General features: G+C 63.4%; 26 protein-coding genes and 1 pseudogene. 20 read left to right on the forward strand and 7 right to left on the reverse strand.

Annotated elements, in window-relative coordinates:
- Positions 1-220: 220 nt before the first annotated feature.
- The 4 genes from ACMFWR_RS02940 (at position 221) to ACMFWR_RS02955 (ending at position 2,613) form a co-directional block, all read left to right on the forward strand.
- Positions 221-628, forward strand: coding sequence for a rhodanese-like domain-containing protein (locus ACMFWR_RS02940; protein ID WP_413193550.1), 408 nt, complete (start codon positions 221-223; stop codon positions 626-628).
- Between the two features lie 12 nt (positions 629-640).
- On the forward strand, positions 641-931 hold the full coding sequence (grxC, locus tag ACMFWR_RS02945) for a glutaredoxin 3 (RefSeq protein WP_413193551.1): 291 nt from the start codon (positions 641-643) through the stop codon (positions 929-931).
- 159 nt (positions 932-1,090) lie between these two features.
- Positions 1,091-1,591 (forward strand): protein-export chaperone SecB, encoded by a 501-nt coding sequence (secB, locus tag ACMFWR_RS02950; protein ID WP_413193552.1) that lies wholly within the window; start codon positions 1,091-1,093, stop codon positions 1,589-1,591.
- A gap of 11 nt (positions 1,592-1,602) precedes the next feature.
- On the forward strand, positions 1,603-2,613 hold the full coding sequence (locus ACMFWR_RS02955; protein WP_413193553.1) for an NAD(P)H-dependent glycerol-3-phosphate dehydrogenase: 1,011 nt from the start codon (positions 1,603-1,605) through the stop codon (positions 2,611-2,613).
- Between the two features lie 163 nt (positions 2,614-2,776).
- On the opposite strand, the gene trmL is transcribed toward ACMFWR_RS02955, so the two are convergent.
- Both trmL and ACMFWR_RS02965 read right to left on the reverse strand, forming a co-directional pair.
- On the reverse strand, positions 2,777-3,247 hold the full coding sequence (gene trmL, locus ACMFWR_RS02960) for a tRNA (uridine(34)/cytosine(34)/5-carboxymethylaminomethyluridine(34)-2'-O)-methyltransferase TrmL (RefSeq protein ID WP_413193554.1): 471 nt from the start codon (positions 3,245-3,247) through the stop codon (positions 2,777-2,779).
- A gap of 18 nt (positions 3,248-3,265) precedes the next feature.
- On the reverse strand, positions 3,266-4,108 hold the full coding sequence (locus tag ACMFWR_RS02965) for a ComF family protein (protein ID WP_413193555.1): 843 nt from the start codon (positions 4,106-4,108) through the stop codon (positions 3,266-3,268).
- 73 nt (positions 4,109-4,181) lie between these two features.
- On the opposite strand from ACMFWR_RS02965, the gene ACMFWR_RS02970 reads away from it, so the two are divergent.
- From ACMFWR_RS02970 to ACMFWR_RS02995, 6 genes and pseudogenes are all read left to right on the forward strand, one after another.
- On the forward strand, positions 4,182-5,162 hold the full coding sequence (locus ACMFWR_RS02970) for a methyltransferase domain-containing protein (RefSeq protein ID WP_413193556.1): 981 nt from the start codon (positions 4,182-4,184) through the stop codon (positions 5,160-5,162).
- A 272-nt stretch (positions 5,163-5,434) separates the two neighbouring features.
- On the forward strand, positions 5,435-5,911 hold the full coding sequence (locus ACMFWR_RS02975) for a DUF2244 domain-containing protein (protein WP_413193557.1): 477 nt from the start codon (positions 5,435-5,437) through the stop codon (positions 5,909-5,911).
- A gap of 44 nt (positions 5,912-5,955) precedes the next feature.
- A pseudogene (coxB, locus tag ACMFWR_RS02980) lies at positions 5,956-7,122 on the forward strand (cytochrome c oxidase subunit II); the annotation flags it as partial.
- 22 nt (positions 7,123-7,144) lie between these two features.
- Complete coding sequence (gene ctaD, locus ACMFWR_RS02985) at positions 7,145-8,767, forward strand: cytochrome c oxidase subunit I (RefSeq protein ID WP_413193558.1); 1,623 nt, start codon at positions 7,145-7,147, stop codon at positions 8,765-8,767.
- 249 nt (positions 8,768-9,016) lie between these two features.
- Positions 9,017-9,277 (forward strand): DUF2970 domain-containing protein, encoded by a 261-nt coding sequence (locus ACMFWR_RS02990; protein ID WP_413193559.1) that lies wholly within the window; start codon positions 9,017-9,019, stop codon positions 9,275-9,277.
- A 253-nt stretch (positions 9,278-9,530) separates the two neighbouring features.
- A complete protein-coding gene (locus ACMFWR_RS02995; RefSeq protein WP_413193560.1) occupies positions 9,531-10,388 on the forward strand; it encodes a cytochrome c oxidase subunit 3 in 858 nt (285 codons plus the stop codon).
- 143 nt (positions 10,389-10,531) lie between these two features.
- Here the strand turns inward: ACMFWR_RS02995 and ACMFWR_RS03000 are convergent, their stop codons facing one another.
- Entirely contained in the window at positions 10,532-10,741 is a 210-nt protein-coding gene (locus ACMFWR_RS03000; protein WP_413194754.1) for a twin transmembrane helix small protein, read from the reverse strand.
- A gap of 223 nt (positions 10,742-10,964) precedes the next feature.
- Between ACMFWR_RS03000 and ACMFWR_RS03005 the strand changes: the two genes are divergently transcribed.
- The 10 genes from ACMFWR_RS03005 to nagE all read left to right on the forward strand — a co-directional run bounded on the left by ACMFWR_RS03005 (position 10,965) and on the right by nagE (position 23,488).
- Entirely contained in the window at positions 10,965-11,780 is an 816-nt protein-coding gene (locus ACMFWR_RS03005; RefSeq protein ID WP_413193561.1) for an SURF1 family protein, read from the forward strand.
- Positions 11,781-11,818: 38 nt separating this feature from the next.
- Complete coding sequence (locus ACMFWR_RS03010; protein ID WP_413193562.1) at positions 11,819-12,451, forward strand: SCO family protein; 633 nt, start codon at positions 11,819-11,821, stop codon at positions 12,449-12,451.
- 164 nt (positions 12,452-12,615) lie between these two features.
- Positions 12,616-13,749: a COX15/CtaA family protein gene (locus tag ACMFWR_RS03015; protein ID WP_413193563.1), complete on the forward strand. Its 1,134-nt coding sequence runs from the start codon at positions 12,616-12,618 to the stop codon at positions 13,747-13,749.
- A 7-nt stretch (positions 13,750-13,756) separates the two neighbouring features.
- Complete coding sequence (gene cyoE, locus ACMFWR_RS03020) at positions 13,757-14,662, forward strand: heme o synthase (RefSeq protein ID WP_413193564.1); 906 nt, start codon at positions 13,757-13,759, stop codon at positions 14,660-14,662.
- A gap of 13 nt (positions 14,663-14,675) precedes the next feature.
- A complete protein-coding gene (locus ACMFWR_RS03025; protein ID WP_413194755.1) occupies positions 14,676-15,269 on the forward strand; it encodes an SCO family protein in 594 nt (197 codons plus the stop codon).
- A gap of 463 nt (positions 15,270-15,732) precedes the next feature.
- Positions 15,733-16,467, forward strand: a complete 735-nt coding sequence (locus tag ACMFWR_RS03030) for a GntR family transcriptional regulator (protein WP_413193565.1) — start codon at positions 15,733-15,735, stop codon at positions 16,465-16,467.
- A 169-nt stretch (positions 16,468-16,636) separates the two neighbouring features.
- A complete protein-coding gene (gene nagA, locus ACMFWR_RS03035) occupies positions 16,637-17,743 on the forward strand; it encodes an N-acetylglucosamine-6-phosphate deacetylase (protein ID WP_413193566.1) in 1,107 nt (368 codons plus the stop codon).
- A complete protein-coding gene (locus ACMFWR_RS03040; protein WP_413194756.1) occupies positions 17,736-18,743 on the forward strand; it encodes an SIS domain-containing protein in 1,008 nt (335 codons plus the stop codon). Before nagA ends, ACMFWR_RS03040 begins: the two co-directional genes overlap by 8 nt.
- Before the next feature lie 37 nt (positions 18,744-18,780).
- A complete protein-coding gene (ptsP, locus tag ACMFWR_RS03045) occupies positions 18,781-21,432 on the forward strand; it encodes a phosphoenolpyruvate--protein phosphotransferase (RefSeq protein WP_413193567.1) in 2,652 nt (883 codons plus the stop codon).
- A 313-nt stretch (positions 21,433-21,745) separates the two neighbouring features.
- Entirely contained in the window at positions 21,746-23,488 is a 1,743-nt protein-coding gene (nagE, locus tag ACMFWR_RS03050) for an N-acetylglucosamine-specific PTS transporter subunit IIBC (RefSeq protein WP_413193568.1), read from the forward strand.
- A 221-nt stretch (positions 23,489-23,709) separates the two neighbouring features.
- On the opposite strand, the gene cydX is transcribed toward nagE, so the two are convergent.
- Genes cydX through cydP form a run of 4 tightly spaced genes read right to left on the reverse strand, consistent with a single transcriptional unit; the run spans position 23,710 to position 26,890 of the window.
- The gene (gene cydX, locus ACMFWR_RS03055) at positions 23,710-23,865 is read right to left on the reverse strand and encodes a cytochrome bd-I oxidase subunit CydX (RefSeq protein ID WP_413193569.1); all 156 of its coding nucleotides are present in this window, start codon (positions 23,863-23,865) and stop codon (positions 23,710-23,712) included.
- 11 nt (positions 23,866-23,876) lie between these two features.
- The gene (gene cydB, locus ACMFWR_RS03060; protein ID WP_413193570.1) at positions 23,877-25,016 is read right to left on the reverse strand and encodes a cytochrome d ubiquinol oxidase subunit II; all 1,140 of its coding nucleotides are present in this window, start codon (positions 25,014-25,016) and stop codon (positions 23,877-23,879) included.
- A gap of 49 nt (positions 25,017-25,065) precedes the next feature.
- Positions 25,066-26,679 (reverse strand): cytochrome ubiquinol oxidase subunit I, encoded by a 1,614-nt coding sequence (locus ACMFWR_RS03065; RefSeq protein ID WP_413193571.1) that lies wholly within the window; start codon positions 26,677-26,679, stop codon positions 25,066-25,068.
- Entirely contained in the window at positions 26,669-26,890 is a 222-nt protein-coding gene (gene cydP / locus ACMFWR_RS03070) for a cytochrome oxidase putative small subunit CydP (protein WP_413193572.1), read from the reverse strand. The genes ACMFWR_RS03065 and cydP overlap by 11 nt, the downstream gene beginning before the upstream one ends.
- Between the last annotated feature and the right edge of the window lie 10 nt (positions 26,891-26,900).

Below are 26,900 nucleotides of genomic sequence, written 5' to 3' on the forward strand. Positions count from 1 at the left end.
CGGGTAAGACGGCAAAACCCGGCACGAGGCCGGCTGGCACGACGCTTTCGCGCTGCCCGGACGGTGCGGGCGAGGGCGCCGCGATCGCATGGGCTTGCATGCCGGTGCAGCGCCGCACGATTTGCACGCGCATCGAACTTTAAATGATCGAAGTCGGCGAGCCGTGGCGTCAAGCAGATATTTTATAATGCGCGCTCGTCACCCTACCGAGCGGACTTTTGTGAGCTTCTTTACGAATTACCTGAATGTGGCGCTGATCGCGATTGCGGTCATTTCCGGCGTGATGCTGGCCTGGCCGACGATCACGCGGCGCGGGCACGGCCTGTCGGCGGCCGACGCGACGCAGCTCATCAACCGCCGCAATGCCGTCGTGCTCGATCTGCGCACAGCTGAAGAATATGGGAAGGGCCATCTGCCGCAGGCGCGCAGCATTCCTTTCGAAGAGCTGTCGGGCAAGGCCGCACAAATCAGCAAGAACAAGAACGCACCCGTGCTGCTCGTGTGCCAGACCGGCCAGCGTTCACGCAAGGCGGAACAGGTATTGACGGAAGCGGGTTACGCGGAAGTCCATACGCTGCAGGGGGGAATCGAGGCGTGGCAAACTGCCGGCATGCCGGTGGTCAAATAAGGAGCCCGCAACATGAGCAGCAGCGCTAGCGAAGCACAGGTCGAGAACAAGGTCGTGATGTACAGCACGACGGTCTGCCCCTATTGCCAGATGGCCGAACGCCTTTTGAAGGCGCGCGGTGTCGAGCATATCGAGAAGATCCTGATCGACCGCGAGCCGGGCAGGCGCGAAGAGATGATGACGCGGACCGGTCGACGCACCGTCCCGCAGGTCTTCATCGGTCAGCAGCACGTAGGCGGTTTCGACGACCTGTCGGCGCTCGATCGCCGCGGTGGTCTCGTACCGCTGCTTCAAACGGCCTGACCGCGGGGCGCGCGCCGTCCGCCGCTGCAGCGGCGACCGGCGCGACGCACCGGGAGTTTGAAAAATCCGAGTGCGCCTTGCGGGGCTTGACCTCCCTGCCAGGCGCTTTGTCATGGTTGCGCGGCATACGTTTTATTGTTTTTCCACCAAGGAATTTTCATGTCAGACCAGAATAACCAGCCGTTCTTCAATATCCAGCGCATCTACCTGAAGGATCTGTCGCTCGAGCAACCGAATTCGCCGGGTATTTTCCTTGAAACGGAAATGCCGTCGGTCGAAGTCGAGGTCGACGTGAAGGCTGAAAAGCTCGCTGACGGCGTGTTCGAAAGCATGGTGACGGGCACCATCACGGCGAAGGTCAAGGACAAGGTTGCGTTCCTCGTTGAAGCCAAGCAAGGCGGCATCTTCGACATCCGCAACATTCCGAACGAACAGCTCGATCCGCTGCTCGGCATCGCATGCCCGACGATCCTGTTCCCGTACCTGCGCTCGAACATCGCTGATATGGTCACGCGTGCCGGCTTCCCGCCGATCCATCTCGCGGAAATCAACTTCCAGGCGCTCTACGAGCAACGTCTTGCGCAGTTCCAGGCGCAGCAAGCGGCTAACGGTGGCGATGCGTCGGTCGTCGTCGGCGACGCTTCGCAAAGCAAGCACTGAGCGAACAGCGCATGAAAGTGGCTGTGCTCGGCGCGGGCGCCTGGGGCACGGCGCTCGCCGCGCACTTGGGTGAGCGTCACGACACGGTATTGTGGGCGCGCGATGCGGCACTCGTGGCCGCGCTCGCGCGCGATCGACGCAATACCGCGTATCTGCCCAGCGCCGCGCTGCCCGATGGGCTACGCTACGAAGCCGATCTCGCAACGGCGATTCGCCACGCATGCGATGACGATGCACTCGTCGTCGCCGCGACGCCGGTCGCCGGCCTGCGCATGACGTGCGAGGCGATGCGCGCACAATCGTGCGTGCCCGCCAACCTGATCTGGCTGTGCAAGGGTTTCGAGCAGGAGACGCATCTGCTGCCGCATCAGGTCGTGCATCAGGTGCTCGGCGATCATCCGAGTTGCGGTGCGTTGTCGGGGCCGAGTTTTGCGCGTGAAGTCGCGGCGCATCTGCCGGTCGCGCTGACGATCGCGAGTGCCTCTGAAGTCTGCCGTGCGCGGACCGTCGAAGCGTTCCACGCGGGCGCGATGCGCATCTATACAGGCGATGACGTCGTCGGCGTCGAAGTCGGCGGCGCGGTGAAGAACGTGCTCGCGATTGCAACGGGTATTGCCGATGGCATGTCGCTCGGCCTCAATGCGCGCGCGGCACTCGTCACGCGCGGACTGGCGGAGATGACGCGCCTGGGTGTCGCACTGGGCGGTCGTGCCGATACGTTTATGGGACTGACCGGCATCGGCGACCTGATCCTGACTGCAACGGGTGATTTGTCGCGCAACCGGACCGTGGGTCTCGAGCTCGCCAAGGGCCGCACGCTGAAGGACATTCTCGACAGCCTCGGGCATGTGGCCGAGGGCGTGCGCTGTGCTCAGGCTGTGGCTGCACTGGCTCGCGCGAATCAGGTCGAGATGCCGATTACCGAGACGGTCTGCGCCGTGTTGTTCGAGGGACTGCCGCCTGCTGACGCGGTCGACGCATTGCTTCGGCGCGATGCGCGCGCTGAAGGGGCTTCAGAGTGACGACGCAACGCGCCCACCAAGAGGGCTTCCCTCGGGGTCGCTTGTGTGCGGCGCGAAGACCGCGCAACCCGTAGCAAACCACGCGAATGGATAAGGCCCGGCCGATCGAACGATCGCCGGGCCTTTTGTTTGCTCATTGCGTTTGCTCGTTTTGCTTGACCAACTAGGCGCCGCCCTCGAAGCCCTGCTGGCGCCAGGCCTCATAGACCACGACCGCCACCGTGTTCGACAGATTGAGACTCCGGTTGCCGGGACGCATCGCGAGACGCACGCGTTGCGCGGTGTCGAAACGCTCGAGCAATTCGGGCGGCAAGCCACGCGTCTCGGAACCGAACACGAAGTAATCGCCGTCGTTGAACGTATGGCTATGGAAGGGGCTCGACCCGCGTGTCGTGAACGCGAACATGCGCGACGGATCGGGCTGCTCGCTCACGAGAAAGGCATCCCAGTCGGCATGCACGGCCATCTCCGCATACTCGTGATAATCGAGGCCCGCGCGGCGCATCTTCGCGTCATCGAGCGGAAAGCCAAGCGGTTCAATCAAATGAAGGCGCGCGCCTGTGTTGGCGCACAAGCGGATGACGTTGCCCGTATTGGGCGGAATTTCGGGGTGAACCAATACGACGTTGAACATGGTCTGGCCAGCCTGGATCTAGGGTGTCGGCGTACGCAATACGGCAAACACCGTCACGCGCACGGCGCCCGCGCGCTTGAGCGCACGCGCGGCCGCATCGAGCGTTGCGCCGGAAGTCATCACATCGTCGACGAGGCCGACGTGCGCGCCGCGCACGCGTTCGGGATGCGCGACGACGAACGCGCGCCGCATATTGCGCCATCGATCCGCACCCCGCAACCCGGATTGTGCGCGCGTGTCCCGCGTACGCACGAGACACCGCGGCTGGGCAGGGCGCCGGATCCGGCGCGCCGTGACACGCGCGATCTCCCAGGCCTGGTTGTATCCGCGCGAAGCAAGGCGGGCCGACGATAGCGGAACCGGGACGATGACGTCGGGCAGCGGGAGCTGCTGCTCCTGAATGCGTGCGGCGAGCACTGAGCCGAACAAGGTGGCGAGCGCGAGCTGGCCATGGAACTTCAACGCAATGGCGAGCGAATCGGCGGGTTCCACATAGTCAGCGACGCAGACGGTCGCGTCGAATGCAGGCGCGCTTGCGATGCATCGGCCGCACACCGTGCGGAAGGCGTTGCGGTCCGGGTCGTTGAACGCTGTGCCGACCCGCACGCCGAATTCCGGGCCGATTTCCCGGTTAGCTTCGCGGCTAACTTCGCGGCTAACTTCGCGGCTGACTTCGGCACCGGCCTCAACAGGGATGCCGCACTGCGGACAGCGGCTCGCTGCGTCGGCAAGGCAGTGTGCGCATCCGCGGCAAAGCGCATCCTGCGAGCGCGCGCCGCACAACGCGCAGACACTCGGCAGCAGCGCGGCCACAAAGCTTCGCCATACCGCACCGAGGGTCACGTAGAGAGCGCGTTTCATCGAAGAAGGCGACAATGAGCGTCCGGGTATACTGCCGTGCTCAGGCGCACCCGACCGCGAAATTTCAGTCACGATGTCTTCTTCTTATACCGATTCGGTGCGGCCCGATGCCGATATCCGCCGGATCACCCGAATTTTCGACCGCCGCGCGAACACCTTCGCTGAGGTCGCGTTTCTGCCGCGCGAGGTCGCGCAGCGCATGCGTGAGCGTCTCGATTACATAAAGATCGATGCGCAAACCGTCCTCGACGCAGGGTGTGGCGCAGGCGAAGACCTCGCACCGCTCGGCACGCGCTTCACACAGGCATCGGTGTTCGGCATCGACGCTTCACATCGCATGCTGTCGCGCGTGCCGGCCGTGACGGCTCCGGCAAGCGGGTTGCAGCGGCTCTTGCCCGGCGCATTGCGCGAACGCCTGACGACACGGCGTGCGCCCGTCGCGCAAGCCGACTTCGGCGCGCTGCCTTTTGCCCCGCAAGTCTTCGATCTCGTCTGGTCCAATCTCGCCCTGCATTGGCATCCGCGTCCGCACGAGGTGTTCCCCGAGTGGAATCGCGTGCTCAAGACGGGTGGTCTGCTGATGTTCAGTACCTTCGGTCCTGACACATTAAAGGAATTGCGTGCAGCGATGGCGACCGTCGAATCCGAGGCGGGTTCGAGCCTGCGTCATCGCGGCCGTCGCGTTATCGATTTCACCGATATGCATGATTTCGGCGACATGCTTGTTAACAGCGGGTTCGAAGTGCCGGTGATGGACGTCGAGCGCCTGACGGTGACGTATCCGAGTGCGGACAAAATGCTCGCCGATATCCGGCGCTGGGGCGCCTATCCGTTCGGCGATCCGGCATCGGAACGTATGACCGGGCTGGGCGGCAAGCGCTGGAGAGCCGCGTTGGGCGAGGCGCTCGAGCGTGTGCGCAATCCCGACGGCACGCTCGCGCTGAGCTTCGAGCTGGTCTACGGACACGCATGGAAAGCGCAGCGCACCACCACCGATGATGGCCATGCGATCGTGCGAGCCGACCAGATCGGCGGCCGGCGCCCGCGCAACTGACGTACGCGTCGCGAGTCGGATTCATGCAACGGACACACGAATCGGCAACATCGGACTTACCCTCGTGTCGGTCTTGCGAGAAGCATGAGAACGTGCCCGCAAAGGGTGACCAGACGGGGCGCTCCGCGATTGAAGCAGGTGAGCAGGGTGCCGGCGCATCGCCCGCAAACGGCCGTCCGGCGTGCCTCCGAAGCGAATCCCGTTCGCTTGTCGCTGATGGGGAACCCGCCTATAATGCGTCCGTTTGCGGGTGGGGTCTTGCGAGGCCGGGGATGCACGCCAACAGTGAAGGGGTCGAAGACGAACCTGTCCTGAAGGACTGGATGCTCAAGCGGAACTGCTCGGTGTCGCCGAAACAGTTTCTCGTTTTCTATGTGTCGCTGTGCGTCGTGTCGTTGTCGGTTGCGTTGACGGTGGTGCTCTGGGGTGCGTGGTTGGTACTGCCGTTTACCGGGCTTGACCTCCTCGTAGTGGGAGTGGCATTTGTTATTTACGCACGGCACGCAGTCGATTATGAATATATCCGGCTGTGCGAACACCGTCTTGTCATTGAGCGTGTGTCTGCCGACCGTGTGTCGCAATTCGAATTCAATCCGCGCTGGGTGCGGGTCGAACCCGGAGCGACACCGCGGGACCGGATAACACTGCACTCCGCCGGACAATCCGTGACAATCGGGCAGCACCTCGCCTGGCACCTTCGAGCGCAATTTGCGAACGAGCTGCGTAGCTGGCTGAGACGATGTGCCTGAAATCACACGGGCGAGGGTTTGAAGTAATTTTGGGTAAGGAAGCCATGAAAATAATGAAGCGAGCCCTCGCGGGTCTGCTCGCGGGCGGCGGTTTGCTGACTGCCGGCCTGGCACAGGCGGTCAACGACAGTCCGGGCGGCCCTGCGCTCTACGAGCTGAACTTCCAACCACCGGCCACCCACGTTGCCGAGACGCTGTATGACCTGCACACGATGATGCTGATCATCTGTCTGGTGATCTTTATCGGCGTCTTCGGTGTCATGTTCTATTCGATCGTCATGCACCGTAAGTCGCGTGGCGTTCAACCTGCCCATTTTCACGAAAGCACCACGGTCGAAATCATCTGGACCGTCGTGCCGTTCCTCATCGTGATCCTGATGGCGCTGCCCGCTACGCGCGCCGTCGTCGCAATGAAGGACACCACCAACGCCGATGTCACGATCAAGGTCACCGGCTACCAATGGAAGTGGGGCTACGACTACGTCGGCGGCCCGGGCCAGGGTATCGGCTTCTTCTCGACGCTGACGACGCCGCGTAGCGAAGTCAACGGCGAGATCCCGAAAACCGATCTGTATCTGCAGGAAGTCGACAATCCGCTCGTCGTCCCGGTCAACAAGAAGATCAAGATCGTGACCACGGCGGCCGACGTCGTTCACTCGTGGTACGTGCCGGCGTTCGGCGTCAAGCAGGATGCGATTCCGGGCTTCACGCGCGAAACGTGGTTCAAGGCCGATAAGACGGGCACGTTCCGCGGCTTCTGCACCGAACTCTGCGGCAAGGAACACGCTTACATGCCGGTCGTCGTCGAAGTGCTGTCGGACGCCGACTACGCGAAGTGGGTCGACGAGCAACAGAAGAAGATGGCTGCGGCCAACGACGATCCGACCAAGACCTACACGCAGGCCGAGCTGATCTCGCGCGGCCAGAAGGTCTACACGGCGAACTGCGCAGTCTGCCACCAGGCCAGCGGCAAGGGCGGCGGCGCATTCCCGGCACTCGACGGCGACGCTGTCGTGCAGGGCCCGCTCGCCGCGCATATCAACGTGGTGCTGCACGGCAAGCAGGACGCCGGCAAGCCCGCGATGCCGAATTGGGACAAGACGCTCAACGATGTCGAGATCGCCGCGGTGATTACGTACGAACGTAATTCGTGGTCGAACCACACGGGTGAGACTGTCCAGCCGAAGCAAGTGGCCGCCGCGCGCGACGGCAGCAAGACCTAGGAGAAGCACCATGTCGACGATCACGGATCACGAACACGCTGGCCACACCGGCCACGAGCATGAACACGACGATCATGCACACGGTCACCCGACCGGCTGGCGTCGCTGGCTGTATGCGACGAACCACAAGGACATCGGGACGCTCTACCTGATCTTCTCGTTCATCATGTTCCTGACGGGCGGCGTGATGGCGCTGCTGATCCGCTCGGAACTGTTCGAGCCGGGCTTGCAGATCATGCGGCCTGAATTCTTCAATCAGCTCACCACGATGCACGGGCTGCTGATGGTGTTCGGCGCGATCATGCCGGCCTTCGTCGGCTTCGCGAACTGGATGGTGCCGCTGCAGATCGGCGCGTCGGACATGGCCTTCGCGCGGATGAACAACTTCAGCTTCTGGCTGCTGCCGGTCGCCGGTCTGCTGCTGTCGGGCTCGTTCCTCGTGCCGGGTGGCGCGACGGCTGCGGGCTGGACGCTCTATGCGCCGCTGTCGACGCAGATGGGCCCGGGCATGGACCTCGGCATTTTCGCGGTCCACTTGATGGGTGCCTCGTCGATCATGGGCGGGATCAACATCATCGTGACGATCCTGAACATGCGCGCGCCCGGCATGACGCTGATGAAGATGCCGATGTTCGCGTGGACGTGGCTGATCACGGCGTTCCTGCTGATCGCCGTGATGCCGGTGCTCGCAGGCGCGATCACGATGCTGCTGTTCGATCGCCACTTCGGCACGTCGTTCTTCAATGCAGCGGGCGGCGGTGACCCGGTTCTGTACCAGCACATCTTCTGGTTCTTCGGTCACCCCGAGGTGTACATCATGATCTTGCCGGCCTTCGGGATCATCTCCCAGGTCGTGCCGGCATTCTCGCGCAAGCCGCTGTTCGGCTATAGCTCGATGGTCTACGCAACGTCGTCGATCGCCGTGCTGTCGTTCATGGTCTGGGCGCACCACATGTTTGTGACGGGCATGCCGGTCACGGGCCAGCTGTTCTTCATGTACGCGACGATGCTGATCGCCGTGCCGACGGGCGTGAAGGTGTTCAACTGGACGGCCACGATGTGGCGCGGCTCGCTGACGTTCGAGACGCCGATGCTGTTTGCAATCGGCTTCCTGTTCGTGTTCACGATGGGCGGCTTCACGGGCCTGATCCTGTCGGTCGCACCGCTCGACATTGCGATGCACGGGACTTATTACGTGGTGGCGCACTTCCACTACGTGCTGGTCGCGGGGTCATTGTTTGCGCTGTTCTCGGGGTGGTACTACTGGTCGCCGAAGTGGACGGGCTGGATGTACAACGAGACGCGCGGCAAGATCCACTTCTGGAGCTCGCTGATCAGCTTCAACCTGACGTTCTTCCCGATGCACTTCCTGGGTCTGGCCGGCATGCCGCGTCGCTATGCGGACTACCCGGCGCAGTTCACGGACTTCAATCAGGTCGCTACGATCGGCGCATTCTGGTTCGGTCTGTCGCAGGTCTACTTCCTGTTCTTCGTCGCATTGCCGACGTACCGCGGAGGCGGTGAGCACGAGAAGGCTGGCGACAAGCCGTGGGATGGCGCGACGGGCCTCGAATGGACGATTCCGAGCCCGGCACCGTTCCATACGTTCGAAGAACCGCCGTTCGTCGAATAAGCAGAATCGCAGGCGCCCCGACGCTGTCGTCGGGGCGTCGTTTGTCCAGAGTACGATGGTGCAAGTGAAATGACGGGGCAACGACAAAAGCCACTGCAGCAGAACGAGGCAGCACGAAAGGCCACGCAGCGACGTAATAACTGGCGTCTGGGCGTCTTCCTGTTCGTGATTGCCGCAGTGTTTTTTGCCGCTGCGATTGTCCAGCAGGTGCGGTCTCACTAATGTGGTTTCACTGAGCGAGGCTTCGCAATGAACGCGGCGAAGAACGATATCGGTGGCGAACGCGACCCGGACGATCCGGACGCGTCAGCGACGGATCGGCCGATTCGGTTCTCCGAATCGTTCAAGGCGGTGTTCTGGTCGTTTTTTGGCGTGAGAAAGCGCCGCGACCTCGAACGGGACTCGAAGCGGTTGAATCCGGTGCACGTCGTCATCACGGCGTTTGTGATGATGGCGATTTTTATCGGGATCCTGCTGACGGTCGTGCACTTCGTGGTGTCGTCGAAGTAGACGAAGCGCGGTGATGCGCGACTTGGGTGAAGCCTGGGTCGTGCGGGCAGTCATGCAGTCGGGCCTGCATTAAGGACATGAAGGACGTTAAGAACGTCGGTCAGAACGTCGATAAGCAGGATGGCGACGCATCGAATTGCAGCTGAGCAGTAGCAGCGACGAATGTATGCCCCGCTGATAAAGGGACGCTGTTCCCGTATCGAGCAGGCGAAGTGACGGAATACAAGAAACGGATCGAAGTGGAGAATCCCTGATGAACGCTCAGAACCAGAGCCCTTACTACTTTATTCCGCATCCATCGCGGCACCCGATCACGGCGTCGATCGGGCTGCTGTGCATGATGGCTTCGCTTGCGTCGTGGATCAACGGCGAGAAGCTGGCCCCGATCGGATTCGTCGTTGGCCTCGTGTGGCTGCTGTACGTGCTGTGGCACTGGTTCGGTGACTCGATCACCGAGTCGGAAGGTGGCCAGTACGGCAAGCGCGTCGACAAGTCGTACCGCTGGAGCATGAGCTGGTTCATCTTCTCCGAAGTCATGTTCTTCTGCGCATTCTTCGGCGCGCTGTTCTACACGCGTGAGTTCGCGCAGGCGCTGCTCGGCAGTCTCGACAGCAAGCTGGTGTGGCCTGACTTCGCTGCCGTGTGGCCGAACACCGGTCCGGCGAATCTCGTGTCGCACTTCAAGCCGATGCAACCGTGGCCGGTGCCGACGATCAATACGGCACTGCTGCTGTCGTCGGGCGCGACGCTGACGGTGGCTCACCATGCGCTTCAGCACAACGAACGCAAGAAGACGATCGTGTGGCTCGCCGCGACGATCCTGCTCGGTGTGATATTCCTGTTCATGCAGGGCTTCGAATACTTCCACGCTTACAACGAGCTCAACCTCAAGCTGACCTCGGGCGCATACGGTTCGACGTTCTTCCTGCTGACGGGCTTCCACGGTTTCCACGTGACGCTCGGCGCCCTGATGCTGTCGGTTGTGCTGGTTCGCGTGATTCGCGGTCACTTCAAGCCGGATCACCACTTCGCGTTCGAAGGCGCAGCCTGGTACTGGCACTTTGTGGACGTCGTCTGGCTCGGTCTCTACGTCGTGGTGTACTGGCTGTAAAGACGCGAGACTCCAGGAATCGATGGGCAGGGCGGCGATGCCGCCCGACGCCGGATACCGGATTGCAGTAGTGACAAGCTGTATCGGAACGACGCCGCCCCTCGGGGCGGCGTTGTCGTTTTGGGATCGTATTTGCGTTGCGGTCAGCGTCCGAGCGGGATCTGCGAAGACTGGATCCAGCCCATCCAATGCGCGAACAGGATGAAGAGGAACAAGCTGATCGACAGTCCCACGCGCGTCGCGAGCGACCAGACCATGCGTTGCGATTTGCCCTTGTCGTGCATCATGAAGTACAGCGCGGAGGCCATGCTCGCGATGATCAGGACAAAGACGATGGGAACCAGGATGTGCATGAATCGGACCACGTGGAGGATGGCGGCCATTATCGCACCGCGCCGCACCCGCGGCGTGCCAGGCGAGGGCCGTCGTCTTTCGTTGCTCTTGAAGCGAGCATCGCGCGTGCCCGGCAGCTCGTTGCGGTGCAACGGCCCGAGAGGTGATGGGATTTCGCCACACCGGGGGTGCGGCAAATTGACGCAGGCTAATTGAAGCACGCTCATTGACGTAGGACTACGCATGTTAAAGATCCGGTTCTGGCCGGCATTGATTGTGCTGGCGGTCGTGCTGATCACGACGCGGCTGGGCTTCTGGCAGCTTTCGCGCGCGCATCAGCGCGAAGCGCTCAACGCGCATATGACCGAATATCAGAACGAGACGCCGATTCCGGTGACCGCATCGCCTGTTGCGCTGTCGTCGATCGAATATCATCGCGTCGTCGCGCACGGTAAGTGGATGCCCGAGAAAGCGGTCTATCTCGACAATCGGCCATACAAGGATGCACCTGGCTTCTATGTCGTCATGCCGCTGCAGTTCGCCGACGGCAGCGCGATACTGGTGAATCGCGGATGGCTGCCGCGCAATGACGAAGATCGTTCTCGTATCGCGTCGTACCGCACAAGTGACGGTGAGGTCGATGTCACCGGTACCGCGCGTGCGAATGCGAGCCAGGCGTTCGAGCTGGGCCACGGTGGATCGGCTGCGCATCTGAAGATTCGGCAGAATCTCGCGATCGACGCGTATGCGCAGGAAACGGGGTTGAGGCTTCAGCCGTTCGTCATCCAGCAAACCGGCGGCGCGAACGATGGGCTCGTACGCGACTGGCCCGTCCAGACCGCCGATGCCGAGCGCAACTACGGCTATATGGTTCAATGGTGGGCCATGGCGCTCGCCGCGCTCGCCTTCGGGGTGTATGCGGCGCGCCGCGCGGCGGTGCACGGGCGACGTTCGCAGATCGTGGCGACCGAGGCACCTCAGGCGAGCGGCGAGGTAAAAGCAGACGCAACCGCTCAGGCAACCGCTCAGGCAGCACAACGGAATAGAGGGAAGGTTTGACTGATTCGAAACAAGTGCCGCGTCCAAACGGACCGGCCGTGGCAAAGCCGCGCGGCGTGATCGAAGCCCCGAAGAAGGGAAGCTGGAACCAGGGTCGCTGGATGCTGCTGCTCATCATCGGGATCTGCGCGGCACCGGTGATCGCATCGTATTTCACGTACTACGTCGTGAAGCCCCGTGGCGGTTCGACGAACTATGGCGCGCTGGTCGATCCGCAGCGTCCGATTCCGGCGTCGCTGCAAGTGACCGACGAGCACGGGCAACAGGTTCCGTTGACCTCGCTCGAGGGGCACTGGCTGATGGTGGTCGTGAACAAGAGTGATTGCGACGATGCGTGCGCGACGAAGCTCTACCTCAGTCGCCAGATCCGCCTCACGCAGGGTGCGGAGCGCGATCGCGTGCAGACCGTCTGGTTGCGTACGGATAACGCGCCGGTGCCGGCCAAGGTCCTCGACGCCTATGCCGATACGCGGATGCTCGTGGCCGACCCCGCTGCGCTGGCCGCCTGGCTGCCCGCGGAAAGCGGCACGCAGGACACCGACCATATCTATCTCGTCGACCCGAACGGCAACCTGATGATGCGCTTCCCGAAGGACCCCGATCCGTCGAAGATCAAGCGCGACCTCGCCAAGTTGCTCAAGATCAATACGGGACTGGGTACGGGCAGTTAACGTACTTCACGCAGGTCGGAACCTGGCGATCAGGCCTTCGACGTGCTTCGCGCCAGCCTCACCCGAATGACCTGTATGAACTGTCTCACCCGCGCGATGCGCAACTCGCGCAACGCCGATAACGCGTCCAACGAACGCGTCCAACGCTTGAGTGACCCTGCTTCATGTTTATTCTTCAACTCGGACTGATCGGGCTGTGTGTCGCGCTGGTGCCGTTGTCCTACGTATGGGGCAGCGGTGACCCGGACAAATTCCGCAAGCTCGTCTGGATCACGACCTTTCTGACGCTCGATCTCGTCATGTTCGGCAGCTTTACGCGCCTGACGGACTCGGGACTCGGCTGCCCCGACTGGCCGGGTTGCTATGCGAGTTCGTCCCCGTTCGTGGCGCATGCCGCGATCCACGCCGCCGAGGCCGCGATGCCGACGGGACCCGTGACGATGAGCAAGGCGTGGATCGAGATGGTCCACCGCTACATCGCGATGGCCGTCGGCGTGCTGATCATTGCGCTGACCCTCATCGCATGGCTGCGCCGCGCGCGACTCAAGATCAACCCATGGGCCCCGACGGCGCTGCTCGGCCTGATTCTGGTTCAGGGGGCATTCGGCGCGTGGACCGTCACGCTCAAGCTTCAGCCTGTGATCGTGACGACGCACTTGCTGCTCGGCCTCTGCCTGCTTGCGGGCCTCGGATGGCTTGCCGCGATGCGCTCCGACGCAACGGGCGTCGGGCCGCGCGGCAAACCGTTTGGCGGCGCCGTCCTGGCGTCGAGCGCGCGCTTGCGCTCCGCCGCGGTGATTGCGCTGATCCTGCTCGTCGTGCAGATCGCGCTCGGTGGATGGGTCAGCACGAACTATGCGGTGCTCGCGTGCACCGACTTCCCGACCTGCAACGGTCAGTGGATCCCGACGATGGACTTTGCGAACGGGTTCCATCTCTGGCGTGCACTCGGCCGCACCGGTGACGGCGGCTTCATTACCCAGGACGCTCTGGTCGCAATCCACTGGACGCACCGCACCTTCGCTTTCGTGGTGTTCTTCTTTGTCGGCTGGCTGGCTCTGCGGTTGCGACAGGATCCCGCGCTGCGCGGACTCGCGACGACCTTGCTCGCCGTGCTCGTGATCCAGGTCGCGACCGGCCTGTCGAATGTGCTGCTGAACTGGCCGTTGCCGGTCGCCGTCGCACACAACGGGGGCGCTGCGATCCTGCTGCTGACCCTCGTCATGTTAAACTTCCGGCTCATTTCCCGTCGCGCGATCGCGGCCGCCGCGCCTGCACAGGCCGGGGCCCGCGCCTGATCCAGCCATGCCCGCATCCCTCGCTCATCCGTCGGCCGGTAACCGTCTCGCTCAATACTGGGCGCTGACGAAACCGCGCGTCACGCAGCTCGCCGTGTTCTGCGCCGTGATCGGCATGTTCCTGTCGACGCACGGCATGGTGCCGTTGCGTGCCCTGATCGGCGGCACGGTCGGCATCTGGCTGCTCGCCGGCGCCGCGTTCGCGATCAACTGCCTGGTCGAACAGAAGGTCGATGCATTGATGCGCCGTACTGCGTGGCGTCCGTCCGCGCGTGGCGAAATCTCGTCGGTGCAGATCATCGTGTTTTCGTGCGTGCTTGGCGGGCTCGGCATGTGGACGCTCGACACGTTCACGAACCCGCTGACGATGTGGCTGACCTTTGCGACGTTCGTCGGCTATGCGATCGTCTATACGATCATCCTGAAGCCCGCGACACCGCAGAACATCGTGATCGGCGGCGCATCGGGCGCGATGCCGCCCGCGCTGGGCTGGGCCGCCGTGACCGGCACCCTGCCTGCCGAGGCATGGATTCTCGTACTGATCATCTTCGTCTGGACGCCGCCGCATTTCTGGTCGCTCGCACTGTACCGCCGTGCCGACTACGAAAAGTCCGGCCTGCCGATGCTGCCTGTCACGCATGGTGAGAAATTCACCGGCCTGCATGTGTTCCTGTACACGATCGTGTTGTTCGGCGTGACGCTGCTGCCGTATGCGATGAAGATGAGCGGGCTCGTCTATCTCGTGGCCGCCGTGATCCTCGGGGCGATCTACCTTGTGTACGCGTGGAAGATCTGGCGTCAGTACAGCGACGCGCTCGCGCGCCGTGCGTTTCGTTTCTCGATCATCTACCTGTCGCTGCTGTTCGCGGCGTTGCTCGTCGATCACTACGTGCCGCTTGGCGTCGGCCTCTGAGGACGTGACTGTGATATTGAGCTGGCGCCGTCTGGCCGCTGCGGCGGTGATCAGTTGTGTGGCCGTCGTGGCCGGATGCAGCAAGGCGCCCGATTTCACAAACGTCGATATCACTGGCAGCAAGAGTTTCGCGACCGATTTCTCGTTGCCCGATACGCACGGCAAGGTCCGCACGCTCGCGGACTACAGGGGCAAAGCTGTCGTCCTCTTCGTGGGCTATACGCACTGCCCCGATGTCTGCCCTGCCACGATGGCGGATCTCGCGCAGGCACTTCAGCGACTGGGTCCGGATGCATCACGTGTGCAGGTCCTGTTCGTGACTCTCGACCCGGCGCGCGATACGTCGTCCGTGCTCGAACAATACGTCCACGCCTTCAGTCCCGCATTCGAAGGCCTGCGGCCGGCGTCCGACGCCGATCTCGCGGCGTTCGCCAAAGCCTTCCGCGTGGTCTACGCGAAGGTACCGGCCAAGTCAGGTGGCGACTACACGCTTGACCACACCGCCGGCAGCTATGTTTTCGACCCTTCAGGCCAATTGCGGCTGTTCGCCCGCGATGGCCAGGGACCCGATCCGTGGGTTCATGATCTGAAGTTACTGCTCGATTAAAGCCGCCTTGCGTCTGACGTCGCGCTTCGACGTCGACGCTTCGGTCGATCCGATTCGCGCGCACCGATGACGCGCGCGTCGCGCTGCACAATCGCCTGAGCAGCACGCCATTCCACGTTTGTCCAAGTCAACCTGATCCCGCAACGTCCGCCCTCCGCGCGTCGCGCGAGTGTCGCCGTGCTCGCGGCCAGTGCACGCTGCCCGCCCTTCGCCCGCACACGTCCAAATATCGCGCGGTGCCGCATGATACCGGTGCATCCAAAATGCTTGAACTGGTATGCAATTCTGATAGGGCATACCCTGATAATGCTTCGATTTTTACCTTAAGAAATCGCCTGAAATCCTTATGCATCAAGGGATTCAAGCCTTCAACTGCCGAATTTAGATTTAAATTGACTGGTATTACTTTGGTCCTATAATGGCCCGCAAATAACAGCCGTATGACGACGTCGACGGAAGGCCGATGGAAACACGCTGGCAAGAGTTGAAACCCGATCCCGACAGCGTGACACCGCTGTATCTGCAGCTTGCACGGAAGCTCGCCGATTCGATTCAGGCGGGTGTGTGGTCTGCAGGTGAAGCGTTGCCGTCCGAGCGCGCGTTGTCGGAAGCGCTGGGCGTGTCGCGAATCACCTCGCGCAAGGCCATTGCGCTGCTCGTCGAACAAGGCCTGATCAAGCGCACGCAGGGTGCGGGCAGCTTTATCACGCCGCGTCTCGAGGATCCGCTGTCGCAGCTCACCGGCTTCTCGGAGATGTTGCGGCGACGTGGCTTTACGCCGAGCTCGCAGTGGCTGTCACGCGAAATCGTGCCGGCGAACCGGGCCGAAGTGATTCAGCTTGGACTGTCGCCGGCAGCTGCGGTCGCGCGTCTTCGACGCCTGCGCCTGGCCGACGACGTGGTGATGGCGGTCGAGCATTCGACGTTTCCGGCGGCGCTGATTCCGGATCCGTCCGCGATCGGTGACTCGCTGTACGCCTATCTGGACAAGCGCGGACTGTCGATCGTCCGCGCGCTGCAGCACTTCCGCGCGGTCAATGCGACCGAGGAAATTGCGGGTCGCATGGGTATCGAAACCGGTGAGGCCTTGCTGCTGATCACGCGTATCGGCTTTACCACCGATCAACGCGCGATCGAACTGACGGACACGTATTGCCGCAACGACTACTACGACTTCGTTGCGGAACTGAGGCGATAGGCATAGACGGTTGGACCCTCTTGCTCCGGTGGCGCACCGGGCGATGCAGCGAGGCGCGAGGCACCTGTCGCGAGCGAAGCGCAACCCGCTCGCCGCGACACAGCGCTCGCCATCCTGCTAGCCCGGCGCGCCGCACCGGACCTGACGAGGGCCACTCCAAGGAGTTCATGTGGTTACGGGCAATATTCTGACCCCTGCTGGCTGGCGTCATGGCCGGATCGAGATTGAAGCCGGACGCATCGCTGCGATCGATGCGTCGCCGGTCGACCCGGCGCGCAACGACGCGCCCTATATCGTGCCGGGCTTTATCGATCTGCACGTGCATGGCGGCGGCGGCGCCGACACGATGGAAGGCGGCGCGGCGGCCGTCACGATGGCGCGTCTGCACGCGCGGTTTGGCACGACCAGCCTGCTGGCAACGACGATGACGGCGCCTCGCCACGAGCTGCGCAAGGTGCTCGTCGAACTCGGCGAAGTCGCGCGCGAGCGGCCCGCCGGTTCGGCGCGCATGCTCGGCGTGCATCTCGAAGGCCCCTACATCAGCCCGTCGAAGCTCGGCGCGCAGCCGCCGGAAGCAGTCGTCGCGGTGCTCGACGAGGTACTCGATTACCTGAACGTGGCGCCGATCAAGGTCGTCACGCTCGCGCCGGAAATCAGCGGCCATCCGCGGATCATCGCGGAACTCGCTTCGCGCGGTATCCGCGTGCAGATCGGTCACACGCTCGGTAGCTACGACGAGGGCGTCAACGCACTCAAGCACGGCGCAACGGGTTTCACGCATCTGTTCAACGCGATGTCGGGACTTCACCATCGCGAGCCCGGCATGGTCGGCGCGGCACTCGCGCATGCGGACTACGCCGAGCTGATCCCCGACCTGCTTCACGTGCACCCCGGCGCGATCCGCGCTGCGCTGCGCGCGATCCCGAATCTGTACTGCGTGACCGACAGCACGGCCGCCGCGGGCATGCCCGACGGCGAATACCGGCTCGGCAGCCAGGGCGTCGTCAAATGTCTGGGCGCCGTGCGCCTGAAGGACGGCACGCTCGCGGGCAGCACGCTCACGATGGACAAGGCACTGCGCAATCTCGTGTCGCTCGGCCTGCCGCTCGCCGATGTCTCGAACCGGCTGTCGCGCTACGCCGCCGATTACCTGGGTATCACCGACCGCGGTCGTATCGAAGTAGGGGCATGGGCCGATCTGGTCATGCTCGACCGCGCGCTTGCCCTGCAGGCGACCTACGTCGAAGGAGAGGAAATTGTCGTCGAATATGCTTAAAGAAGCGCTGGCATCCGCGGATGCTGTCGCTGCCCAACTCGCCGCGCCGGAACCCGTCGCGCGCGTCGCCGCCGCACTGCGCGAACGCGAGCGCCAGGTCGCGCTCACCGTCGCGCGCGGCAGTTCCGATCATGCGGCGAGCTACTTCGCCGGTCTCGCGATGAGCGTTGCGGGCGTGCCCGTCGCGTCGCTGCCGATGTCGATCGCCACGCTGCAGCAAGCACCGCTCAAGGTGCAGCACCAGTTCGCGCTCGGGTTCTCGCAATCGGGCAAGAGCCCTGATCTCGTCGACACGATGAAGGCGCTGCGGCATGCAGGTGCGCTGACGGCAGCCGCTGTCAATGTCGCCGATTCACCGCTCAGCGAGGCCAGCGAGTTCACGTTGCCGCTGCTGGCCGGGCCCGAGCTGTCGGTCGCCGCCACGAAGAGCTATGTCGCGATGCTCGCGATCTCGGCGCAACTGGTCGCGCACTGGAACGGCAATACGGCGCTGCTGCACGCGCTCGAGTCGCTGCCCGACGCATTGCGCGCGGCTGGAGCGCTCGATTGGTCTAAGGCCGTCGAGGTGCTCGCGGGCGCGGATCAGATGATGGTGATCGGCCGCGGTCTGTCGCTGGCGATCGCGCAGGAGTCGGCGCTCAAACTCAAGGAGACGTCGGGCATTCAGGCCGAGGCGTTTTCGAGCGCGGAAGTCCGTCACGGACCGATGGAAATCATCGACAGCGAATACCCGCTGCTCGTGTTCGCTCCGCGCGGACCGACGCAAGAAGGCCTGCTCAAGCTCGCCTCCGATATGCGTGAGCGTGGCGCGCGCGTGCTGCTCGCGGCACCCGACGATATTGCAGAACGCGATCTCCCGCTGGTCACGACGGCGGACCCGCTGCTCGATCCGATCGCGGCGATCGTGAGCTTCTATGTGATGGCGGCGTCGCTCGCGCAAGCGCGCGGACGCAATCCGGACGCCCCGCGCCATCTGAAGAAAGTGACTGAAACCCATTGAGTCCGTCGCACGGACGACACGCCGAGGAGGCGTCGTAATGAATCGCCAGGTTAAGGAAATCGAACTGCTTGCTCCGCTGACGGGGCCGGTGGTTCCCATCGAGGATGTGCCCGATCCCGTGTTCGCCGGCAAGCTGTTCGGCGACGGCATCGGTCTCGATCCGCTCGATAATATTCTCGTCGCGCCGTGCGACGGCACGATCTCGCACCTCGCCCGTACGAGCCACGCTGTCACGATCACCACGGGTGAAGGCGCTGAAGTCTTGCTGCACGTCGGTATCGATACCGTCGAACTCAAGGGCGAGGGCTTTACGCCGAAGGTCAAGGAAGGCGAGCGTGTGGTCGCCGGACAGGCGCTGATCGAATTCGATCCCGATTACGTTGCACGCCGCGCGCACAGCCTCGTCACGGTTGTCGCGATCGCCAACGGCGACGCGTTTCAGATCGCACGTCGCGGCAGCGGCATGATGCAATCGGGCCGTACGCTGCTGTTGACGCTCGTGTCGACCGGCCACCCGGCCGTGAGCCCCACGGCCTCGGATGCCGAGCGCGCAGCCGCGATCGCATCGACCACGACGGTCTCCGATCCCGCGACGGGATTCACGATGACGGAATCCACCGTCGCCGTCGCCACGCAAGTGGGTGCCGCGGCCGAAGCGCGCGCGGACGTCACGCTCGCTCACAAGGGCGGTTTGCATGCACGTCCGGCAGCGCGTGCGCGCGAAGCGGCGCGCAAGTTCGCGTCCAAGGTCGAGCTTCACTATGGCGGTAAGGCTGCGTCGCTGAACAGCATCGTCGGTCTGCTGGGCCTGGGCGCGGGCGAAGGCGCGAACGTCACGGTCGTCGCGACCGGTCATGACGCGCACGAAGCACTTGCTGCCGTGATCGCCGAACTCGAACACGACGCACCGGCCGAACACGAGCAGCAAAGCCCGGCGCAAGCGGTCTCGCCCGCACCGCGCACGGCGGCGACATCGCGGCCGCTCGAGCCGAACACACTGGCCGGCGTTGCGGCCTCGCCGGGTGTCGGCGTGGGTACGCTCGTGCGCTGGGATGACGGCGATATCACGCCGCCGGAACTCGCAACGGGTACGCCGGCTTCGGAAAGCCGTGCGCTCGACAAGGCACTTGCGGTCGTCGACGACGAGCTCAAGTCGACCGTGCATCAGGCCTCGCAACGCGGTGCTGTCGGCGAGGCCGGCATCTTCGCGGTTCATCGCGTCCTGCTCGAAGATCCGGCGCTTGTCGACGCGGCTCGCGACCTGATCAGCCTCGGCAAGAGCGCAGGCTTTGCATGGCGCGAATCGATTGGCGCACAGACGGCCATGCTCGGTAGCCTCGACGACACCTTGCTGTCGGAGCGTGCGGCTGATCTTCGCGATATCGAAAAGCGCGTGCTGCGTGCGCTGGGCCTCTCGAGCCCGAGCCGTGCACGCGACCTGCCGAACGAAGCGGTGCTGTGCGCCGACGAATTCACGCCGTCGGATCTGTCGGGACTCGATACCTCGCGCGTGACCGGCCTGGTCACCGCGCGCGGCGGTGCAACGACGCACGCCGCGATTATCGCGCGCCAGCTCGGTATTCCGGCGCTGGTCGCGATCGGCGATGCGCTGCACGCGATTCCCGACGGCACGATGGTGGTGGTCGATGCGAGCGCAGGGCGTCTGGAGTACGCACCGACCACGCTCGACATCGATCGCGCGCGTGCCGAGCGTGCACGTCTCGCGTCGGTTCGCGAACAGAACCGCAAGACGTCGCAGCTCGCTGCGCAGACGACCGACGGCCATGCCGTCGAGATCGCCGCCAATATCGCGACCGTGAACGACGCGCAAGTCGCCGTCGACAACGGCGCCGATGCGGTGGGCTTGCTGCGGACCGAACTAATGTTCATCCATCGCCCGACAGCGCCGACGGCCGCGGAACACGCCGAGAGCTATCAGTCGATCGTGACGGCGCTGCAAGGCCGCACGGCAATCATCCGCACGCTCGACGTCGGCGCCGACAAGGAAGTCGATTACCTGACGCTGCCGCCGGAGCCGAACCCGGCGCTGGGCCTGCGCGGGATTCGTCTCGCCCAGGTGCGCCCCGATCTGCTCGAGGATCAGCTGCGGGGTCTCGTCGCGGTTCAACCGTACGGCACGGTGCGCATCCTGTTGCCGATGGTGACCGACGTCAACGAACTGATCCGCCTGCGTGCGCGGATCGATGAACTTCAGCGCGAGATGGGCCGGACCGATCCGATCGAGGTCGGCGTGATGATCGAGGTGCCGTCGGCTGCGTTGCTCGCCGACCAGCTTGCGCGTTATGCCGATTTCCTGTCGATCGGCACGAACGATCTCACGCAGTACACGCTTGCGATGGATCGCATGCAGGCGCAGCTTGCCGATCAGGCCGATGGCCTTCATCCGGCTGTGTTGCGCCTGATTGCCGCGACGACTCAAGGGGCCGCCAAGTACGGTCGCTGGGTCGGCGTATGCGGCGCGCTCGCGGGCGACCCGGTGGCGGTGCCGCTGCTGGTCGGCCTGGGTGTGACCGAGTTGTCCGTGGATCCGGTTTCGGTGCCTGCCATCAAGGCCCGCGTCCGGAGCCTGGATTATCAGCTGTGCCGTCAGCGCGCCCAGGATGCCCTGGCGCTCGAATCGGCGCAGGCAGTACGAGCAGCAAGTCGCGAAGTCTGGCCGCTCGACTAGGAGGACTTGGCGCACCGGCATTGCCGACACGCCGCCCGCCGGATGCCCTGAGCGTCGATCACGGGTGTCGGGCAGGCGGCGCAAGACTGCCGGTGTATCGAGACGCCTGGGGGAGACAAGCGGGTAGCTCGCAAATGGGGAAGCGCGTGGTGCACGCGCCGGCCGCGAGGCGATGGGGACGGGCAGACCTTTGTGCCGTTTGCATCTGACGCTGCGTTCGCTGTACGGGTTGCTTCGGCAACGCGGTGGAGGACGCAATGTGCGGTGAGTGCACCAGCCAGTAAATCAACGACGAGAACTTCTGGAGAACTACATGGATTCGAATCCATTTGCAAAGGTCCAGCGATTGGGGCGCGCCCTGATGCTGCCGGTCGCGGTGCTACCCGTGGCCGGGATTTTGTTGCGCCTTGGACAGCCTGATGTGTTCAATGTCGCGTTGATCGCGAATGCCGGTGACGCGATCTTCTCGAACCTCGCACTGTTGTTTGCAATCGGTGTGGCGGTCGGTTTTGCGAAGGACAACAACGGTACGTCGGGTCTGGCCGGCGCGATCGGTTATCTCGTGCAGGTTGCAGTGCTCAAGTCGATCGACGCCAAGCTCGACATGGGCGTGCTCGGCGGCATCATCGACGGTATCGTCGCAGGGATGCTGTACAACAAGTACAAGGACATCAAGCTGCCCTCGTACCTGGCCTTCTTCGGCGGCCGGCGCTTTGTGCCGATCGTCACGGGCTTCAGCTGCCTGATTCTCGGCGTGATCTTCGGCTTTGTGTGGCCCCCGATCCAGACGCTGATCGGCAACGTCGGCAACTGGATCGTGACGGCAGGCGCTGCCGGTGCGTTCGTGTACGGCGTGCTGAACCGGTTGCTGCTCGTCACGGGTCTGCACCACATCATCAACAGCCTGTGCTGGTTCGTGTTCGGTAGCTATACCGGCGCCGACGGCAAGGTCGTCACGGGCGACCTGCACCGCTTCTTCGCGGGCGATCCGACCGCAGGCGGCTTCATGGCCGGCTTCTTCCCGATCATGATGTTCGGTCTGCCGGCAGCGTGTCTGGCGATGTATCACGCAGCACCGAAGGGCCGTCGCGCAATCGTCGGCGGCCTGCTGGCTTCGATGGCGCTGACCTCGTTCCTGACGGGCGTGACGGAGCCGATCGAATACGCGTTCATGTTCCTCGCACCGGTGCTCTACGCGATCCACGCTGTGCTCACGGGCCTTTCGCTCGCGATCTGCAGCGCGCTCGGCATCAAGCTCGGCTTCACGTTCTCGGCGGGCGCGATCGACTATGTGCTGAACTACGGCCTGTCGACGAAGGGCTGGGAAGCGATTCCGGTCGGTATCGTGTACTTCATCGTGTATTACGGCCTGTTCCGTTTCTTTATCGCCAAGTTCAACCTCGCAACGCCGGGTCGTGAAACGGATGCGGAAGTCGCAGCGGATGGTCCGTCGCCGGTGTACGGTGGCAACCAGAGCGCACCGGTCACGGCATCGAATACGCGTGCCTCGAAGTACATTGCAGCACTGGGTGGTGCAGGCAATCTGACGGTGATCGATGCGTGCACGACGCGTCTGCGTCTGAACGTGGTCGATAGCGAAGTCGTGTCGGAGCCGGCATTGAAGGCAGCAGGTGCACGTGCATTGTTGCGTCAGGGCAAGACGACGGTCCAGGTCATCATCGGACCGGAAGCCGATCTGATCGCGGATGAAATCCGCCAGGAAGTCGATGCAGGCGCGGGCCGCGCTGCGGCACCGGCTGCTGCTGCACCGGTCAAGGCTGCCGATGCAGGTCCTCTGGATCCGGATCCGGTTCGCTGGATCGCCGTGTTCGGCGGTGCGGGCAACGTCGCTGCACTCGACGCCGTGGCAACGACGCGCCTGCGCGTGGTGGTCCGCGATCCGTCGGCGGTCGATCGTTCGCGTCTCGACACGCTTGACGTCGCATGGGTGTCGCCGGATACGTTCCATATCGTCTGCGGCAATGCTGCACAACGCTACGCACAAGTGCTCGGCGCACGTCTGCCTTCGGGCGGTGCTTCGCCGCAACCGGCGTAAGCGTCGTCACACGGTGCGGGTCTAAGCGATTCGCGCCCTGTAGGTAAAAAAGGGGTGGCCCATGAGGCCACCCCTTTTTGTTTCTGCGTGCTTCGGGCGGAGTCGATGCTGGATGCCAACGTACATTGTTTCGGACACACATCGATACTTGCTTGTATCGATGCGTGCCTTCAGAGCCATGCGCGCTTTCGTAGATGCGCGTTACATCGACACGTGCTGTATCAAGCCGCGTCGGCTACAGGCTTTCGCAGCGCCGCGGGCTTGCCCGGTTTGCGATGGCTTGCGTGGCGATCGTCGTGCGCTTCAAACCACAACGCGCTGATGACACCTGCGGCGAGTGCGACGCCGACGCCCAGAATCCAGCTGAAATACCACATCGTCTTGCTCCTTAGTACATGACATGCGAATCGCGCTCGACCGACTCGGCGCTGATCTTTCCGCGCAGGACGCGGTACACCCAACCCGTGTAGATAAAAATCACGGGCACTAACACGGCCGTCAGGAACAGCATGATCTCGAGGGTGCGCTGGCTCGACGTCGCATCCCAGAGCGTGAGGCTGCTGCGGGGGTCGAGCGACGACGGCATGATGAACGGGAACATCGCGCAGGCTGCGGTCAGGATCACGCCGATCACCTGCACGCCCGATGCGAGAAACGTCACGATGCCGTTGCGCCAGCCTGCGGTCAGGCAGACGAGGAGGCCGCCGATCAATGCAGCAAGCGGTGCCAGCATGGTGATCGGATAGCGGCCGTAGTTCGTGATCCAGAGGCCGGTCTGCGCAACGACTTCCTTACCCAGCGGATTCGCTACGCCTTGCGTTGCGGGTTCGCCGACGATCTCGTAGCCCGGCACCTGCGTGAGCACGAAGAAGCCCGCGACGACAAACAGCACGAGCGCGAGCAGCGACGCGTAGCGGGCCGCGGGCTTCGCGCGACGCGCGATGACGCCATCCGTCTTGAGCTTCAGGAAGGCCGCGCCGTGCGCGACGAGCATCGCAACACTGAGTACGCCACACAGCAGCGCAAAGGGATTGAGCAGGGCGAAGAACGAGCCCGTGTAGGTCGAGCGCAGATCGCTGTCGAACGCAAACGGAACGCCTTGCAGCAGGTTGCCGAATGCGACGCCGAACACCAGCGCCGGCACCGCGCTCCCTGCGAACAGGGCCCAGTCCCACGCCGAGCGCCAGCGCGGATGGTCGATCTTGCCGCGATAGTCGAATCCGACCGGCCGCATGAACAGGGCAAACAGCACGAGCAGCAGCGCGACGTAGAAGCCCGAGAACGATGTCGCATAGACCATCGGCCAGGCCGCGAAGCTTGCGCCGCCGAACGTGATCAGCCACGTCTGGTTGCCTTCCCACGTGGGTCCGATCGCGTTGATGACGACGCGGCGCTCGACATCGGTCCTGCCGATAAACGGCAGCAGGATGCCGACCCCGAGGTCGAAGCCGTCAGTCAGCGCGAAGGCGATCATCAGCAGGCCAATCAAGCCCCACCAAATCAGTTTGAGTGTTTCGTAGTCGAACATGAGGTGTCCTTGTTGTCGTGGTACGCCACGCTGAAGACGTTGCTGCCGGTCACGATGCGCTCGGAAGTGCGCGGCTTGCCGGCGCACGGGGTGCGTCGTCCTGCGTCGGCGGTGCTTCGAAGTGGTAGCGGCCGGTGTGCAGCGACGACGGGCCGAGGCGTGCGTACTTGAACATCAGGAACATCTCGACGACGAACAGCACGGTGTAGAAAAACACGAAGCCGCCGAGGCTGAAGTACAGATCGCCCTTTGTCAGCGTCGATACCGATGAGCTCGTGGGCAAAATGCCCGCGATCGTCCACGGTTGACGGCCCATTTCAGCCGTCACCCATCCGAACTCGGCAGCGAGCCAGGGCAACGGAATGGCGAACACGGCCCAGCGCAGGAACCAGCGTGAGCCCCGCTTCTCGAACTTGTTGCGGATCGACAGGTAGCACGCCGTTACGAAGGTCAGCAGGAACAGGATGCCGAGGCCGACCATCATCCGGAACGAGAAGAAGACCGGTGCGACTTTCGGGATCGAATCGCGTGCGGCTTCGGCGATCTGCGCATCGGTCGCATCGACGACGTTCGGTGCGATGGGTTTCAGCAGAAACGCGTAGCCGAGGTCTTCCTGATGCTTGGCGAAGGCCGCACGCGCTGCGTCGGTCGGATTGCCTGCCTTGAGTTCCTGGAGCGCCGAGTACGCGACCATACCGCTGCGCACGCGCGCTTCGTTCGAATGGATGATGTCCTTGAGACCCGTGACCTGATCGTCGAGCGAACGCGTCGCGATCAGCCCGAGCATGTACGGAATCCTGATCGCGTAGTCCGTGCGCTGTTCCTTCTGATTGGGAATCCCGAACAGCGTGAACGAGGCAGGCGCGGGCGTCGTATCCCATTCGGATTCGATCGCCGCGAGCTTGGCTTTCTGCACTTCGCCCGTCGTATAGCCCGATTCGTCGCCAAGCACGATCACGCACAACGTGGAGGCCAGACCGAACGCTGCCGCGATTGCGCAGGAACGCAATGCAAACGCCCTGTCGCGGCGCTTGAGCAGATACCAGCACGACACGCCGAGCACAAACATCGCCGCCGTCACGTAGCCCGCCGAGACGGTGTGCACGAACTTGACCTGAGCGACCGGATTGAACAGCACGTCGGTCATATCCGCGAGTTCCATGCGCATCGTCTGGTAGTTGAAGACGGCGCCGACCGGGTTGTTCATCCACCCGTTCGCGACAAGGATCCAGAGCGCGGACAGGTTCGACCCGAGCGCGACGAGGAACGTGACCATCAGGTGCTTCGCGCGCGAGAGCTTGTCCCAGCCGAAGAACATCAGACCGACCATCGTCGACTCGAGGAAGAAAGCCATCATCCCTTCGATCGCGAGCGGCACACCGAAGATGTCGCCGACGTAGTGCGAGTAGTACGACCAGTTGGTGCCGAACTGGAATTCGAGCGTGATGCCCGTGGTCACGCCCATCGCGAAATTGATCGCGAAGAGCTTGCCCCAGAAGCGCGTCATGTCCTTGTAGATCGTTTTGCCGGTGATCACGTAACACGACTCCATGATCACGAGCAGCCACGACAGGCCGAGCGTCAGCGGGACAAACAGAAAGTGATAGAGCGCGGTCACGGCAAACTGAAGCCGCGAGAGCTCGACGACGTCACTACTTATCATGGTGGGGTCCTTCAGCGGAGACGGCAGGCCCGAGCAGGGCCTGTGCGACGACGGCCGGCGGCAATTGCATGTGTTCGGCGGCGGGATGGCTGAAGCACAGGGTCTTGAGTGCGAACAGCAGTGCGGCCTTGACGAGCAAAACGCCGGCGATTTCGAATTTGAGCGTGCCGCGACGGCGCGCGCGATCGAATACGGAAATGAGCAGATTCATAAGCGGGGCT

This window comes from Pararobbsia alpina, from assembly GCF_965118125.1.
Classification (GTDB): Bacteria; Pseudomonadota; Gammaproteobacteria; order Burkholderiales; family Burkholderiaceae; genus Pararobbsia; species Pararobbsia alpina_A.

Bases quoted from the DNA above. Each gene is read 5' to 3' on its own strand.
- ACMFWR_RS02975 (WP_413193557.1), top strand. From the start codon at position 5,435: ATGCACGCCAACAGTGAAGGGGTCGAAGACGAACCTGTCCTGAAGGAC.
- cydB (WP_413193570.1), bottom strand. From the start codon at position 25,016: ATGTTCGACTACGAAACACTCAAACTGATTTGGTGGGGCTTGATTGGC.
- ACMFWR_RS03030 (WP_413193565.1), top strand. From the start codon at position 15,733: ATGGAAACACGCTGGCAAGAGTTGAAACCCGATCCCGACAGCGTGACA.
- ACMFWR_RS02990 (WP_413193559.1), top strand. From the start codon at position 9,017: ATGAACGCGGCGAAGAACGATATCGGTGGCGAACGCGACCCGGACGAT.
- ptsP (WP_413193567.1), top strand. From the start codon at position 18,781: ATGAATCGCCAGGTTAAGGAAATCGAACTGCTTGCTCCGCTGACGGGG.
- ctaD (WP_413193558.1), top strand. From the start codon at position 7,145: ATGTCGACGATCACGGATCACGAACACGCTGGCCACACCGGCCACGAG.
- ACMFWR_RS03040 (WP_413194756.1), top strand. From the start codon at position 17,736: ATGCTTAAAGAAGCGCTGGCATCCGCGGATGCTGTCGCTGCCCAACTC.
- trmL (WP_413193554.1), bottom strand. From the start codon at position 3,247: ATGTTCAACGTCGTATTGGTTCACCCCGAAATTCCGCCCAATACGGGC.
- ACMFWR_RS03000 (WP_413194754.1), bottom strand. From the start codon at position 10,741: ATGCACATCCTGGTTCCCATCGTCTTTGTCCTGATCATCGCGAGCATG.
- grxC (WP_413193551.1), top strand. From the start codon at position 641: ATGAGCAGCAGCGCTAGCGAAGCACAGGTCGAGAACAAGGTCGTGATG.
- secB (WP_413193552.1), top strand. From the start codon at position 1,091: ATGTCAGACCAGAATAACCAGCCGTTCTTCAATATCCAGCGCATCTAC.
- cyoE (WP_413193564.1), top strand. From the start codon at position 13,757: ATGCCCGCATCCCTCGCTCATCCGTCGGCCGGTAACCGTCTCGCTCAA.
- ACMFWR_RS03005 (WP_413193561.1), top strand. From the start codon at position 10,965: ATGTTAAAGATCCGGTTCTGGCCGGCATTGATTGTGCTGGCGGTCGTG.
- ACMFWR_RS02965 (WP_413193555.1), bottom strand. From the start codon at position 4,108: ATGAAACGCGCTCTCTACGTGACCCTCGGTGCGGTATGGCGAAGCTTT.
- ACMFWR_RS03065 (WP_413193571.1), bottom strand. From the start codon at position 26,679: ATGATAAGTAGTGACGTCGTCGAGCTCTCGCGGCTTCAGTTTGCCGTG.
- ACMFWR_RS02970 (WP_413193556.1), top strand. From the start codon at position 4,182: ATGTCTTCTTCTTATACCGATTCGGTGCGGCCCGATGCCGATATCCGC.
- cydX (WP_413193569.1), bottom strand. From the start codon at position 23,865: ATGTGGTATTTCAGCTGGATTCTGGGCGTCGGCGTCGCACTCGCCGCA.
- nagE (WP_413193568.1), top strand. From the start codon at position 21,746: ATGGATTCGAATCCATTTGCAAAGGTCCAGCGATTGGGGCGCGCCCTG.
- ACMFWR_RS03015 (WP_413193563.1), top strand. From the start codon at position 12,616: ATGTTTATTCTTCAACTCGGACTGATCGGGCTGTGTGTCGCGCTGGTG.
- ACMFWR_RS02995 (WP_413193560.1), top strand. From the start codon at position 9,531: ATGAACGCTCAGAACCAGAGCCCTTACTACTTTATTCCGCATCCATCG.
- cydP (WP_413193572.1), bottom strand. From the start codon at position 26,890: ATGAATCTGCTCATTTCCGTATTCGATCGCGCGCGCCGTCGCGGCACG.
- ACMFWR_RS02955 (WP_413193553.1), top strand. From the start codon at position 1,603: ATGAAAGTGGCTGTGCTCGGCGCGGGCGCCTGGGGCACGGCGCTCGCC.